Origin of the sequence: Bradyrhizobium sp. I1.14.4 (assembly GCF_050435825.1) — a bacterium.
Classification (GTDB): domain Bacteria; phylum Pseudomonadota; class Alphaproteobacteria; order Rhizobiales; family Xanthobacteraceae; genus Bradyrhizobium.
Genome location: NZ_JBNDLA010000001.1, coordinates 667,985 through 680,638, shown reverse-complemented (window position 1 = coordinate 680,638; position 12,654 = coordinate 667,985). Strand labels below are relative to the sequence as shown.

13 protein-coding genes are annotated in these 12,654 nt (G+C 64.5%); 8 read left to right on the top strand and 5 right to left on the bottom strand.

The window, feature by feature from the left end:
• Positions 1-78: 78 nt before the first annotated feature.
• Positions 79-747, top strand: a complete 669-nt coding sequence (locus tag ABIB78_RS03190) for a hypothetical protein (protein WP_429021298.1) — start codon at positions 79-81, stop codon at positions 745-747.
• A gap of 236 nt (positions 748-983) precedes the next feature.
• Here the strand turns inward: ABIB78_RS03190 and ABIB78_RS03185 are convergent, their stop codons facing one another.
• The gene (locus ABIB78_RS03185) at positions 984-1,523 is read right to left on the bottom strand and encodes an adenine phosphoribosyltransferase (RefSeq protein WP_429021295.1); all 540 of its coding nucleotides are present in this window, start codon (positions 1,521-1,523) and stop codon (positions 984-986) included.
• A gap of 115 nt (positions 1,524-1,638) precedes the next feature.
• Positions 1,639-3,804, bottom strand: coding sequence for an anthranilate synthase component I (locus ABIB78_RS03180; RefSeq protein ID WP_429021293.1), 2,166 nt, complete (start codon positions 3,802-3,804; stop codon positions 1,639-1,641).
• A 356-nt stretch (positions 3,805-4,160) separates the two neighbouring features.
• On the opposite strand from ABIB78_RS03180, the gene ABIB78_RS03175 reads away from it, so the two are divergent.
• Positions 4,161-5,156, top strand: coding sequence for a VOC family protein (locus ABIB78_RS03175; RefSeq protein WP_429021291.1), 996 nt, complete (start codon positions 4,161-4,163; stop codon positions 5,154-5,156).
• A gap of 131 nt (positions 5,157-5,287) precedes the next feature.
• On the opposite strand, the gene ABIB78_RS03170 is transcribed toward ABIB78_RS03175, so the two are convergent.
• The 3 genes from ABIB78_RS03170 to petA all read right to left on the bottom strand — a co-directional run bounded on the left by ABIB78_RS03170 (position 5,288) and on the right by petA (position 8,838).
• On the bottom strand, positions 5,288-5,962 hold the full coding sequence (locus tag ABIB78_RS03170; RefSeq protein ID WP_429021289.1) for a dienelactone hydrolase family protein: 675 nt from the start codon (positions 5,960-5,962) through the stop codon (positions 5,288-5,290).
• 201 nt (positions 5,963-6,163) lie between these two features.
• On the bottom strand, positions 6,164-8,236 hold the full coding sequence (locus ABIB78_RS03165; protein ID WP_429021286.1) for a cytochrome c1: 2,073 nt from the start codon (positions 8,234-8,236) through the stop codon (positions 6,164-6,166).
• Between the two features lie 71 nt (positions 8,237-8,307).
• A complete protein-coding gene (petA, locus tag ABIB78_RS03160; RefSeq protein ID WP_429021284.1) occupies positions 8,308-8,838 on the bottom strand; it encodes a ubiquinol-cytochrome c reductase iron-sulfur subunit in 531 nt (176 codons plus the stop codon).
• Between the two features lie 278 nt (positions 8,839-9,116).
• Between petA and ABIB78_RS03155 the strand changes: the two genes are divergently transcribed.
• The 6 genes from ABIB78_RS03155 (at position 9,117) to ABIB78_RS03130 (ending at position 12,629) form a co-directional block, all read left to right on the top strand.
• The gene (locus tag ABIB78_RS03155) at positions 9,117-9,587 is read left to right on the top strand and encodes a tRNA (cytidine(34)-2'-O)-methyltransferase (protein WP_429021282.1); all 471 of its coding nucleotides are present in this window, start codon (positions 9,117-9,119) and stop codon (positions 9,585-9,587) included.
• 10 nt (positions 9,588-9,597) lie between these two features.
• The gene (gene queE / locus ABIB78_RS03150) at positions 9,598-10,230 is read left to right on the top strand and encodes a 7-carboxy-7-deazaguanine synthase (protein WP_429021280.1); all 633 of its coding nucleotides are present in this window, start codon (positions 9,598-9,600) and stop codon (positions 10,228-10,230) included.
• Between the two features lie 28 nt (positions 10,231-10,258).
• Complete coding sequence (locus ABIB78_RS03145; RefSeq protein ID WP_429021552.1) at positions 10,259-10,624, top strand: 6-pyruvoyl trahydropterin synthase family protein; 366 nt, start codon at positions 10,259-10,261, stop codon at positions 10,622-10,624.
• A gap of 2 nt (positions 10,625-10,626) precedes the next feature.
• Positions 10,627-11,523, top strand: coding sequence for an oxygen-dependent coproporphyrinogen oxidase (gene hemF, locus ABIB78_RS03140; RefSeq protein WP_429021278.1), 897 nt, complete (start codon positions 10,627-10,629; stop codon positions 11,521-11,523).
• A complete protein-coding gene (locus ABIB78_RS03135; RefSeq protein WP_429021275.1) occupies positions 11,514-12,254 on the top strand; it encodes an HAD family hydrolase in 741 nt (246 codons plus the stop codon). Before hemF ends, ABIB78_RS03135 begins: the two co-directional genes overlap by 10 nt.
• Positions 12,255-12,368: 114 nt before the next feature.
• Positions 12,369-12,629: a YodC family protein gene (locus ABIB78_RS03130; RefSeq protein ID WP_429021272.1), complete on the top strand. Its 261-nt coding sequence runs from the start codon at positions 12,369-12,371 to the stop codon at positions 12,627-12,629.
• Positions 12,630-12,654 lie beyond the last annotated feature (25 nt).

The window sequence follows — 12,654 nt, the reverse complement described above, 5'->3', positions numbered from 1 at the left end:
CCCGGGCTAGCGAAAAAAGTCGCGCCGGGGCGGCGATGGGGCTGGATTAGGCGAAAATTTGGCCTGATATAGCGGGCGATGTCGTCCACGCCCGTTTACATCATCTGCTCGCCCCGCCCTCAGGTCGGCAAGACGCTGATCGCGCGGCTGCTCGGCGAATTCCTGCTGCTCAAGAACGGCGATGTGGTCTGCTACGACATCAATCTGAAAGAGCCGTCGCTGCTCGACTATCTGCCGAGGATCACGGAAACCGCCGATGTGATCGACACCTACGGCAAGATGCAGCTGATGGATCGCGTCATCGTCAATGACGGCATCGCCAAGGTGATCGACCTCGGCTACCACGCCTTCGACGAATTCTTCAAAATGTGCGGAGAGATCGGGCTGATGAAGGAGGCGCTGCGCCGCCGCGTCGCGCCTGTGATCCTGTATGTCGCCGACGCCGACCGCGCCTCGGTGCGCGGCTACCAGACGCTGCAAGGCTTGATCCCGCCGAACGCGCTCGTCGTCATCGACAACGAGTTCGTGGTGCGCGGCGAGCTGCCGCCCGTCATGACCGGCAGCCGGGTTCTGCGCTTCCGCGCGCTGCCGGTGTTCCTGAAGACCTATATCGACCGGCTGACCTTCTCCTTCACCGGCTATCTGCGCCAGGAGAAGGATTCATCGACCGAGCTGCATCAATGGATCCGGCGGAATTACACCACCTTCCGCGATCTCGAGCTCAGCATGCTGCTGCAAAGGTCGTAGCTCTGCTCCCTCGCCCCGCCCTTGCGGGGTCGAGACGGGCGTAGCTCTCTCTTAGAGGGTTGGGGTGAGGGGCTAGCTCCGCAAATTCGGTTGGGATTGGAGTGCGCGGAGACTCCCCCTCACCCAGATCGCATTGTCATGCGACATAGCCGAAGCTCCGCTTCGGCGTTTCCAGAGGACGGCCGCCGCGGGCGGCCTACGCCTCTCCCCGCACGCGGGGCGAGGCGAAGAAAAGATCAATGCCCCTCGAACGCCATCAGCGTGCGCACCGGAACGTCCATCGCGCGCAGTTTTGCTGCGCCGCCGAGATCGGGCAGGTCGATGATGAAGCAGGCCGCGACCACATTGGCGCCGATCTGGCGCAGCAGCTTCACCGCGCCCTCCGCGGTGCCGCCGGTCGCGATCAGATCGTCGACCAGGATCACGCGCTCGCCGGGCTGAACGGCGTCGGCATGCATCTCCATCTCGTCGATGCCGTATTCCAGCGAGTAGGCGATCCGCACCGTGGTGTGCGGCAGCTTGCCCTTCTTGCGGATCGGCACGAAGCCGGCCGAGAGCTGGTGCGCGACCGCGCCGCCGAGGATGAAGCCGCGGGCCTCGATGCCCGCGACCTTGTCGACCTTCGCCCCTGCCCAGGGATGCACCAGCTCATCGACCGCGCGGCGGAAGGCGCGGGCATCCGCGAGCAGCGTCGTGATGTCGCGAAACAGGATGCCCTTCTTCGGGTAGTCCGAGATGGTGCGAACGGTCGCCTTAATGTCATGGTCGAAGGTCATTGGTCTCGCTCTGACTGTCATTTCGGGGCGGTGCGAAGCATCGAACCCGGAATCTCGAGATTCCGGGTCTGGTGCTAACGCACCATCCCGGAATGACGATGGTTAAACTTTGCCTTCACTTCGTACTCACATTAAGCCGGAATGCATTCTCGACAATGCGCAGGCCCACCTCATTGCCGAGCGACATCAGCGATTCCGGATGGAATTGCACGCCGCCGACCGGCAGGGTCTTGTGCTCGATCACCATCGCGACGCCGTCTTCGGTGGTCGCGGTCACCGCCAGCACCTCGGGCACGCTGTCGCGCTCGACATAGAGCGAATGGTAGCGGCCGATCACGATCTCATTCGGCAGGTTGTGCATCAGCCTGCCGCCGCGCACCTGGACGCGCGACGGACGGCCGTGCGCGGGCTGGCCGAGCTGGCCGAGCTGCCCGCCGAAATACTCGCCGATCGCCTGCACGCCGAGGCAGACGCCGAAGATCGGCAGCTTCTTCTCGAGCGCGGTGTCGATGGTTTTCGCGATGCCGAAATCCTCCGGGCGGCCCGGCCCCGGCGACAGCACCAGGAGGTCCCAGCCCCGCTGCTTCAGCATGTCCTGCGCATGGATGTGCCTGACCACGGTGACGTTGGCGCCGACCTGACGGAAGTAATCGGCCAACATGTGCACGAAGCTGTCGTCGTGATCGATCAGCAGCACGTTCTTGCCCGAGCCGGTGGCGTCAGGCGCGAAGTCGGACAGCGGCTTCGGCGGATCGCCGCGCAGCGCCTGGAACAGCGCCGCCGCCTTAACCTGACATTCGCGATCCTCGGCCGCCGGATCCGAGTCGAACAGGCAGGTTGCGCCGACGCGCACCTCGGCGAGACCATCCTTCATGCGGATGGTGCGGATGGTCAGCCCGGTGTTGATGCTGCCGTCGAAATTGACGCAGCCGATCGCACCGGCGTACCAGCGCCGCGGCGACCGCTCGTGGTCCTCGACGAACTGCATCGCCCACAATTTCGGCGCGCCGGTCACGGTCACCGCCCAGGCATGGGTCAGGAAGGCGTCGAGCGAATCGAAGCCTGGCCGCAGCATGCCCTCGACATGGTCGACGGTGTGGAACAACTTCGAGTAAGTCTCGATCTGGCGCCGCGCCAGCACCTTGATGGTGCCGGGCACGCAGACGCGCGCCTTGTCGTTGCGGTCGACGTCGGTGCACATGTTGAGCTCGAACTCGTCCTTTTCCGAGTTCAGGAGCTTGCGTATCTGCTCGGCATCGCCGATCGAGTCAGAGCCGCGCGCGATGGTGCCCGAGATCGGGCAGGTCTCGACCCGGCGGCCGTCGGAGCGCACGAACATCTCCGGCGACGCGGAGACCAGGAATTCGCCGTCGCCGAGATTCATCAGCGCGCCATAGGGCGAGGGATTGATACGGCAGAGCCGCTGGAACACCTCCGCCGGCGAGCGCTCGCAGGGCTCGGCGAACAGCTGCCCGGGCACCGCCTCGAACAGGTCGCCGCGGGCGAACGCCGCGCGCGCGACTTCAACCGTCGCCTGATATTCGCCCGGAGCGTGATCCGCAAAACCCTGCCGCCCGGTCTTGGCATAGAGGCTCGGCGCGGTCTCGTGCGACTGGCCGGCGGTGGACTTACCCTTCCACGCGAACTCGTAATTCAGCGCCACGCCGCGGCCGGTGGCGCGGTCATAGGCCAGCAGCCGGTCCGGTACGTAGAGCACGATGTCGCGCTGGTCGGCCTCGCGCGCACGCTTCTGCACGAGGTCCTCGATCTGGAACACGAGATCATAGGCGAAGGCGCCGAACAGGCCGAGCAGCGGATCGGCATTGGAGGTGAACGCGGCGACCATGTCGCGCACCAGCGACATCACGCTGGCGCGGCGGGTGCGCTGGTCTTCCTCGACCGGCGCGGCGCCGCGGATGATATGACCGGCGAGCCGCGCGGCGCTCCGCTCGGTGATCACGACACAGGGTTCGCGCAGCACGTCGCCGAGGAAGGCGATCAGCACCTCGCCGCGCGAGTTCAGCGCCTGCAGCGAGAAATCGGTGCCTGACGTCTCCAGCGCCAGCGGTGGATCGGCAAAGCCGAGGTCAAAGCTCTCGTAGCGGCCCGGCACGGTGGTGCCCGAGGACAGCACCACGCCGCGGCGGCGGTCCAGCAGCGCGATCAAATCGTCGAGACGGTTGGCGCCGCCGGTGAACTGCTCGACCACGCGCGCGACCGCGAGGCCGCCATTGGTCAGGTATTCGCTCTTGGCCGGCAGGGAGAAGACTGTCCTGTTCATGTGATCCTCTTACGAGACTTGCCGAGAGAGCGCCACACAGGACAAACGAAGGGCAATATACCAACCATCGGTCGCACTGCGATGGCGACCTTCGACGTTTTTGGGAAATGAAAACGCACCGGCCACCTATGAGAAGGTGGGCCACCAAAGACGGGATGGACTGGCAACGGTGCTCATGGGCGTTACACACCACCCGGCGCGGGCCCTGTCAAGGGATGGCCCGACACCCCTGCCCCAATCCTGGACGCCCTTCTGGACACCATTTTCGGGGTTTGACGGGACGGGAATCCGCGTAGGATTTGTCGAAATGGCGGTCGATCGGCCGCCCAAAAAACAGACAGATAGCGGAGGCGCAGATGGCGATCTTGGGTCTCGGATATGCCGGCTTCGGCTCCGACGCGCTCGACGACTGGCGGCAATTCGGCACCGGCCTGGTCGGGCTGCAGGCGATCGAGCGCGGCAATTCGCTGCTCGCCTTCCGGATGGACGACCGCAAGCAGCGCATCGTGATCGACCGCGCGCAGGGCGAAGGCACGAGGTTCTTCGGCTGGGAAGTGGCGGACGCCACGGCCGTCGACGCGCTGGCGGCACGGCTGGAGCATGCCGGCGTCGCCGTGACCGCCGAGCCGCAGGCGCTCGCCGATGCGCGGCGGGTGCGCGGCCTGATCTCGTTCCGGGATCCCGCCGGCAACCGGCTCGAGGCGTTTCACGGCGCCGAGATCGACGACACACCGTTCCGGCCGGGGCGATCGATCTCCGGCTTCCGCACCGGGCCGCTCGGGCTCGGCCACGCCGTACTGACGGTCGAGAACATTGCACCCGTGATGAGCTTCTATGTCGACGTGCTCGGCTTCGGCCTCAGCGACTACATCGAAAAGCCTTTCCGCGCCTATTTCTTCCACGTCAATGCGCGCCATCACTCGCTGGCGCTGATCGAGACCGGCACGAACGGCATGCACCACCTGATGGTGGAGCTGTTCTCGCTCGACGATGTCGGCCAAGCCTATGACGTCGCGCAGCAGGAGGACCGGGTCAACGTCACGCTCGGCCGTCACACCAATGACCTGATGACGTCGTTCTACGCCAAGTCGCCGTCGGCCTTCATGGTCGAGTGCGGCTGGGGCGGCCGCGAGATCGATCCGGCGAACTGGACGCCGTTCGAGATGCATGACGGCCCGAGCCTGTGGGGCCACGAGCGCGTCTGGCTGTCGCCAGAGGACCGCGCGATTGCGCGCGAGATGCGGATGCGCGCCGCCGCCGAGGGCAAGCGCGCGCCGGTGCAGGTGCTGGAAGGCAATTTCAAGCTGATGTCGGGGACCTGCCCGTGGTGGGACGGGGTGAAGAACGCATAGCAAACCGAGGGGTCCCTGCGAAAGCAGGGACCCGTAGTTACTTGGCGGGACGACCGCCAGCGTGCCCATTGCCGCGGCCGCGGCGTATGGTCCCTGCTTTCGCAGGGACGACAGTTCGCTTGAGGACGCAACTACCCGAGATGCTTCTTGAAGAAGTCCGTCGCCCGGCCCCAGGCCAATTCGGCACACTGCCGGTCGTGCACCGACAGGCGCTGCTCGTTGCCGAAACCGTGCTCGGCGTCATAGCGGTACAACTCCAGCGATTTGCCGGCGGCCTTCATCGCTTTCTCAAAACCATCGACCAGTGCCGGCGTGCACCAGTCGTCCTTGGTGGCGAAATGTGCCTGCAGCGGAATCTTGACCTCCGCCGGCTTGGCCGCCTGCTCGGGCGGAATGCCGTAGAACACCACACCGGCCGTCAGTTCCGGGATCTTGGTGGCGCCGATGATGGTCACCGCGCCGCCGAGACAGAAGCCGGTCAGGCCGACCTTGGCGCCGTTCTTGGCGAGATACTGCGCGCCGCCGCGCACCGTCTGCGTGGTGGCGTCCATGAAGTCCAGCGAGTTCATCTCTTTGCCCGCCGCGTCGGTGTCGTGATACGGCACCACCTTGCCCTTGTAGAGGTCGGGCGCCAGTGCATCGAAACCGGCCCGCGCGAAGCGGTCGCACATTCCCTTGATCTGGTCCTGCAGCCCCCACCACTCCTGGATCACGACGACCCCAGGCGCATTGCCGCGCGCGGCGTTGGCGAGATAGCCTGACGCTTCCTTGCCGTCCGGACGCTTGAAGCTGATGCTGGTACCCATGAGTTCCTCCGCAATGTTTGCCGGCTGATTGGCCGGCATTGTGTCCGCACTCGATGACGGACGCAATCGCCCCGCTGCACGCTCGCGCACTCGTCATAACTGCGGAAACGAAAACGTGTTTCTCGCAAGGCACGTATAGTCCATGCGCAAAACAAAAAAGCCCCCGAAGGGGCTTTTTCAAACTCGCGACGATGCCCGAGATCAGTGGGCGTCGGCCCAGACCTTGCGCTTGGTGAAATACATCAGCAGCGCGAAGATGATCAGGAAGGTGAACACCTGCATGCCGATCCGCTTGCGCGCTTCCATGTGCGGCTCGGCGGCCCACATCAGGAAGGTGGTGACGTCGTGCGCATATTGCTTGACCGTCGCCGGCGAACCGTCGTCGAAGGTCACCTGACCGTCGGACAGCGGCTTCGGCATCTTGATGGCGTGGCCGGGGAAGTACTTGTTGTAGTAGGTACCCTCCGGGACGGTGGCACCCGCCGGCGGCTTGTCTTCAAAGCCTTGCAGGATGGCGTCGACGTAGTCCGGTCCCTGCTCCTGGTACTGGCTGAAAAAGTCGAACACGAACTGCGGGAAGCCGCGCTTGTAGGACCGCGCCTTGGTCATCAGCGAGAGGTCCGGAGGCGCTTTGCCACCGTTGGCCGCGGCTGCGGCCTGCTCGTTCGGGAACGGTGCCGGGAAGTAGTCCGCCGGGCGGCCCGGACGCTCGAACATTTCACCCTGGTCGTTCGGACCGTCCTTGATCTTGTAGTCGGCCGCGAAAGCTACCGCCTGCGCCTCCGAATAGCCGGGCCCGCCGGGATCGGCGAGGTTGCGGAATGCGACATAGGACAGGCCGTGGCAGGCCGAGCAGACTTCCTTGTAGACCTTCAGGCCACGCTGCAGCGAGCCGCGGTCATACGTGCCGAAAGGGCCGGAGAACGACCACTTCTGGGCCGGCGGCGCATCGCCACCCTCCTCAGCCTTGGCGTTCTGGGTGCCGCCCACGAGCAGGCTGCCGGCCACCACCAGCGCGAGCATCACCGACGCTGCGGTCGCAACCCTGCCCTTGCTCTTCGCCAGCACATCGTCGGCGATTGAGTTCGGCACCGGGCGCGGCGTCTCGATGCGGGCGAGCAGCGGCAGCACGATCAGGAAGTAGGCGAAGTAGCAGAACGTCAGGATGCGGCCGGCGATCACATAGATGCCTTCCGGCGGCTGCGAGCCGAGGTAGCCGAGCAGGATGCAGACCACCACGAAGATCCAGAAGAACTGCTTGGCCAGCGGACGATACTTCGACGAACGGGTCCGTGCGCTGTCGAGCCAGGGCAGGAAGCACAGGATGATGATCGCCGAGAACATCGCCACGACGCCGGCGAGCTTGTTCGGGATCGAACGCAGGATCGCGTAGAACGGCAGGTAGTACCATTCGGGCACGATGTGCGCCGGCGTCACGCCCGGGTTCGCCGGGATGTAGTTGTCGGCGTCGCCGAGATAGTTCGGCATGTAGAAAATGAACCAGGCGAAGAAGATCAGGAAACACGACACGCCGAACGCGTCCTTGATCGTCGCATAGGGCGTGAACGGAACGGTGTCCTTCTCGGTCTTGGCCTCGACGCCCGCCGGGTTGTTCTGACCCGCAACATGCAGCGCCCAGATGTGAAGCACGACCACGCCGGCGATCACGAACGGCAGCAGATAGTGCAACGAGAAGAAGCGGTTCAGCGTCGGGTTGCCGACCGAATAGCCGCCCCACAGCAGCGTCACGATGCTCTCGCCGAAATACGGCACGGCCGAGAACAAATTGGTGATGACGGTGGCGCCCCAGAAGCTCATCTGGCCCCACGGCAGCACGTAGCCCATGAAGCCGGTCGCCATCATCAAGAGGTAGATGATGACGCCGAGGATCCACAGCACCTCGCGCGGCTCCTTGAACGACCCGTAATACATGCCGCGGAACATGTGGATGTAGACCGCGAAGAAGAACATCGACGCGCCGCTGGCATGCATGTTGCGCAGCAGCCAGCCGTAATTGACGTCGCGGACGATCAGTTCGACCGACTTGAAGGCGAAGTCGGCGTGCGGCGTGTAGTGCATCGCCAGGATCACGCCGGTCAGGATCTGCAGCGCCAGCATCATCGAAAGGATGGCGCCGAAGGTCCACCAATAGTTCAGGTTGCGCGGCGTCGGATAGGCCACGAATGAGGAATGGATCAGGCCGAAGATCGGAAGGCGCCGTTCGATCCACTTCAAGGCGGGGTTGCTCGGTTGGAAATCAGATGGTCCGCTCATTGATGCGATCCTGAGGAAGAAAACGACGCGATGGGTCCAAGTGGAAGCCGAAGTCCCGGAGGGTCCGGGACTTAGCCGATCTGGATTTTGGAGTCGGAAAGGAAGGCATAGGGCGGCACCGCCAGATTGGCGGGCGCGGGCCCCTGGCGGATACGGCCGGAGGAGTCGTACTGCGAGCCGTGGCATGGGCAGAAGAAGCCGTCGTAATTGCCCTCATGGGCGATCGGGATACAGCCGAGATGGGTGCAGATGCCGATCACGACCAGCCACTGGTCATGGCCTTCCTTGACGCGGGCCGAGTCGGGCTGCGGATCGGGCAGGCTCGAGAGCGCCACGCTCTGGGCCTCCTGGATCTGCTTCTTGGTGCGATGGCTGATGTAGATCGGCTTGCCGCGCCAGAAGACCTTGATGTCCTGGCCCTCGGCGATCGGCGCCAGATCGACCTGGATCGGCGCGCCGGCCGCGATCGTCGCGGCATCCGGGTTCATCTGGGCAACCAGCGGCCACACGGTGGCGGCTGCGCCGACCACGGCAGCAGCTCCGGTTGCAACAAAAAGAAAATCACGGCGTGTCGGATGGTCCGCCGAAGACGCTGTCGTCACGATTCCTAGCCCTTTCTTTTCTGCAGCCGGTGGAACCGCCCCGGAGACGCAGGACGCGCCTCAAGAAAGGCTGCCGGCGCCCGCGGCCCCCGCGGCGGCAGAAAACCGCCATTCCGCACCCCAAACAGGCGGAACAGCAGTCCAGAATCGTTCTATTGGCACCCTTGCCGGACGAGCGCAAGCCCGCTATCGGCTCGCAAACGTGCAATGCACGAAATCCGCGCCGAGCGACGTTCGATTGAGACAATTTCATCCGGATTTCACAGGTCGTCAGCACCATGCAGATCGCGCTGTTCCAGCCCGACATTCCTCAGAATACAGGGACGATTCTGCGCCTCTGCGCCTGCCTGGACGTGTCAGCCCATATCATCGAACCAGCGGGGTTCGACACCTCGGACCGGAATTTCCGCAGGGCGGGTATGGACTATCTCGACCATGTGCGGTTGAAGCGTCACGACTCATGGTCGAAATTCGAGGAATGGCGGGCCGAGGCCGGATGCCGGCTGGTCCTGTTCACGACCAAGGCGGCGAAATCCTATCTTGATTTCGAGTATACGGCCTCCGATGTCCTGTTGTTCGGGCGCGAAACGGCAGGGGTTACCGACGCGGTGGTGGCCGCCGCGGATGCACGGCTGGTGATTCCGATCAAGCCGTCCCTGCGCTCGCTCAATGTGGCCGTCACGGCGGCGATCGCCGTCGGAGAAGCGCTACGGCAAACCGGTTTGGCAACTGCCGGTTCGATAACTTAAGGGATTTTTGGTGAGCTACGCGGTCAAGGAGATCTTTCTCACCCTGCAGGGCGAAGGCGCCCATGCGGGCCGCGTTTCCGTGTTCTGTCGATTCGCCGGCTGCAATCTCTGGAGTGGCCGCGAGCAGGATCGCGCCGGCGCAGTCTGCCGGTTCTGTGACACCGATTTCGTCGGCACCGACGGCACGCTCGGCGGCCGCTATGCCGACGCGGCAGAGCTCGCCGGCACCATTGCCGCGCAATGGACCGGAGGCGAAGCCGATCGCTACGTGGTCCTGACCGGCGGCGAGCCGCTGCTGCAGGTCGATACGGCCCTGATCGAGGCCCTGCACGGCCACAGCTTCGCGATCGCGATCGAGACCAACGGCACCATCGCCCCGCCCGACGGGCTCGACTGGATCTGCGTCAGCCCCAAGGCCGCATCCGAGCTCGTGGTGCGCAAGGGGCACGAGCTCAAGCTGGTCTATCCGCAGCCGGAGAACGCACCGGAGGATTTTGCGGGGCTTGCCTTCGAACGCTTCTCGCTGCAGCCGATGGACGGGCCCGATGTGATCGAGAACACCGAGCGGGCGATCGCATATTGCCTGAAGCACCCGCAATGGCGGCTCAGCGTGCAGACGCACAAGTCGCTCGGCATCAGATGAGCTAACAGAAACTGGATCGTTGAAAGAGATGTGGGAATTGACGAAAGCGTTTCGGTTCGAGGCTGCGCATGCGCTGTCCGGAACGACCTTTGGTACTGCCAGCGAGGAGATTCACGGTCACTCCTTCCGCGCCGAAGTCACGGTGCGCGGCACGCCCGATCCGGCAACCGGGATGGTGGTCGATCTCGGCCTGCTCGAACGCGCGATGGCCGAGGTGCAGAAGATGCTGGACCACAAGCTCCTCAACAGGATCGAGGCGCTCGGCGTGCCGACGCTGGAGAATCTCTCGCGCTTCATCTGGGAGCGGCTGCAGCACGCAGGCCAACTGACCCGCGTCAGCGTCCATCGCGACAGCTGCAGCGAGAGCTGCACCTATTTCGGCCCGCAAGGTTAGTCATGCTGCCAACAGACCCCGCCATCATCGAGGACCGCAAGGCGCGTGCGCGCGGCTGGTTCGAGGCGCTGCGCAACGACATTTGCGCGGCCTTCGAGCAGCTCGAGGACGATGCCCCCTCGGCACTCTATCCCGGCAATGCCGGCCGGTTCGTGCGAACCCCCTGGGATCGCACCGACCATACCGGCAAGCCCGGCGGCGGCGGCGTGATGTCGATCATGAAGGGCCGGCTGTTCGAAAAGGTCGGTGTGCATTGCTCGACGGTGCATGGCGAGTTCGCGCCCGAATTCCGCGCGCAGATTCCGGGTGCCGCCGACGATCCCAGGTTCTGGGCGTCGGGCATTTCGTTGATCGCGCACTTGCGCAATCCGAACGTGCCCGCCGTGCACCTGAACACCCGCTTCGTCGTCACCACCAAGGCCTGGTTCGGCGGCGGCGCCGACCTGACGCCGGTGCTGAACCGGCGGCGCACCCAGGAGGACCCCGATACGGTCGCCTTCCATGCCGCGATGAAGGCGGCGTGCACCGGGCCAAACGGGGTCGCCGACTACGACAAGTACAAGAAATGGTGCGACGAATATTTCTATTTGCCACACCGCAAGGAAGCCCGCGGCATCGGCGGCATCTTCTATGACTGGCACGACAGCGGCGACTGGGAGGCCGATCTCGCCTTCACCCAGGACGTCGGGCGCAGCTTCCTGAAAATCTATCCCGACCTGGTACGGCGCAATTTCGAGGCCGCCTGGAGCGCTGAGGATCGCGACGAGCAGCTCATCCGCCGCGGGCGCTACGTCGAATTCAATCTGCTCTATGACCGCGGCACCATCTTCGGCCTGAAGACCGGTGGCAATGTGGATTCGATCCTGTCGTCGCTGCCGCCGGAGGTGAAATGGCCGTAATGAACCTGCCGCGCGCGATGCTGATCGACATGGATGACACCATCCTGTCGGCCTACGGACGCCCCGAGATCGCCTGGAACACGATCACCACCGAATTCGCCGAGGAGCTCGCTCCCCTGCCCCCGGATCAGGTCGCGACCGCGCTGCTGGCCTATGCACGGCAATTCTGGTCGACCGCCGAGCCGATCTGGCGGATCAAGCTCGGCGAGGCGCGGCGGCTGACCGTGAAGGGCGGCTTCGCGGCGCTGGCGGCGGCCGGCCACCGCGCGCTGCCTGACGATCTCGCGATCCGTATCGCCGATCGCTTCACCGCCTATCGCGAGGAAGAGATGTTCGTCTTCCCCGGGGCGCACGAGGCGATCGACGCGCTCAAGGCGCTCGGCATCAAGCTCGCGCTGGTCACCAACGGCGCCGCCGACATGCAGCGCGCCAAGGTCGAGCGCTTCGCGCTCGGCCATCGCTTCGATCACATCCAGATCGAGGGCGAGCACGGCTTCGGCAAGCCGGAGGAGCGCGCCTATCTGCACGCGATGGAAGCGCTCGGCGTCACCGCATCCGACACCTGGATGATCGGCGACAATCTGGAGTGGGAAGTCGTGGCACCACAGCGGCTTGGTATCTATGCGATCTGGATGGACGTGCACGGCGTCGGTTTGCCGCCGGGATCGACGATCAGGCCGGACCGCATCATCCGCTCGCTGAGCGAGCTGGTTCCTGTCGCGCAAAAATAGCGCATCGCGGTCGTTTTCCACGGCAATTCCATCGAAGCTGCGGCCGGCCGTGATTTGACTGTCATCACCGGTCGATAGCTTGCCGTCCGCGTCATCCAGCGCGGAGGGAAAATCATGGAACTGAAACCAGGCGATGTTGTCATGCTGAAGTCCGGCGGCCATCCGATCACGGTCGTCGAAGTCGACGAGGACAAGGTCGAGTGCCTGTGGATGGGAACGGACGGCGACCTGTTTCGCGAAACCTTGCCGCTCGTCGCACTCGAATCGACCGAGATCGATCCGGAAGATGACGAGGAAGACGACGAAGAAGGGGATGACGAGGAAGAGGACGACGACGAGGACGGCGACCGCAAGAAGAAGCGCAAGGCTGCGTAAGACTTCTCAAGCGATGCTGCCCGGC

Bases quoted from the DNA above. Each gene is read 5' to 3' on its own strand.
- ABIB78_RS03185 (WP_429021295.1), bottom strand. From the start codon at position 1,523: ATGACCTTCGACCATGACATTAAGGCGACCGTTCGCACCATCTCGGAC.
- ABIB78_RS03180 (WP_429021293.1), bottom strand. From the start codon at position 3,804: ATGAACAGGACAGTCTTCTCCCTGCCGGCCAAGAGCGAATACCTGACC.
- ABIB78_RS03135 (WP_429021275.1), top strand. From the start codon at position 11,514: ATGGCCGTAATGAACCTGCCGCGCGCGATGCTGATCGACATGGATGAC.
- ABIB78_RS03175 (WP_429021291.1), top strand. From the start codon at position 4,161: ATGGCGATCTTGGGTCTCGGATATGCCGGCTTCGGCTCCGACGCGCTC.
- ABIB78_RS03155 (WP_429021282.1), top strand. From the start codon at position 9,117: ATGCAGATCGCGCTGTTCCAGCCCGACATTCCTCAGAATACAGGGACG.
- ABIB78_RS03145 (WP_429021552.1), top strand. From the start codon at position 10,259: ATGTGGGAATTGACGAAAGCGTTTCGGTTCGAGGCTGCGCATGCGCTG.
- ABIB78_RS03130 (WP_429021272.1), top strand. From the start codon at position 12,369: ATGGAACTGAAACCAGGCGATGTTGTCATGCTGAAGTCCGGCGGCCAT.
- ABIB78_RS03190 (WP_429021298.1), top strand. From the start codon at position 79: ATGTCGTCCACGCCCGTTTACATCATCTGCTCGCCCCGCCCTCAGGTC.
- ABIB78_RS03170 (WP_429021289.1), bottom strand. From the start codon at position 5,962: ATGGGTACCAGCATCAGCTTCAAGCGTCCGGACGGCAAGGAAGCGTCA.
- hemF (WP_429021278.1), top strand. From the start codon at position 10,627: ATGCTGCCAACAGACCCCGCCATCATCGAGGACCGCAAGGCGCGTGCG.
- ABIB78_RS03165 (WP_429021286.1), bottom strand. From the start codon at position 8,236: ATGAGCGGACCATCTGATTTCCAACCGAGCAACCCCGCCTTGAAGTGG.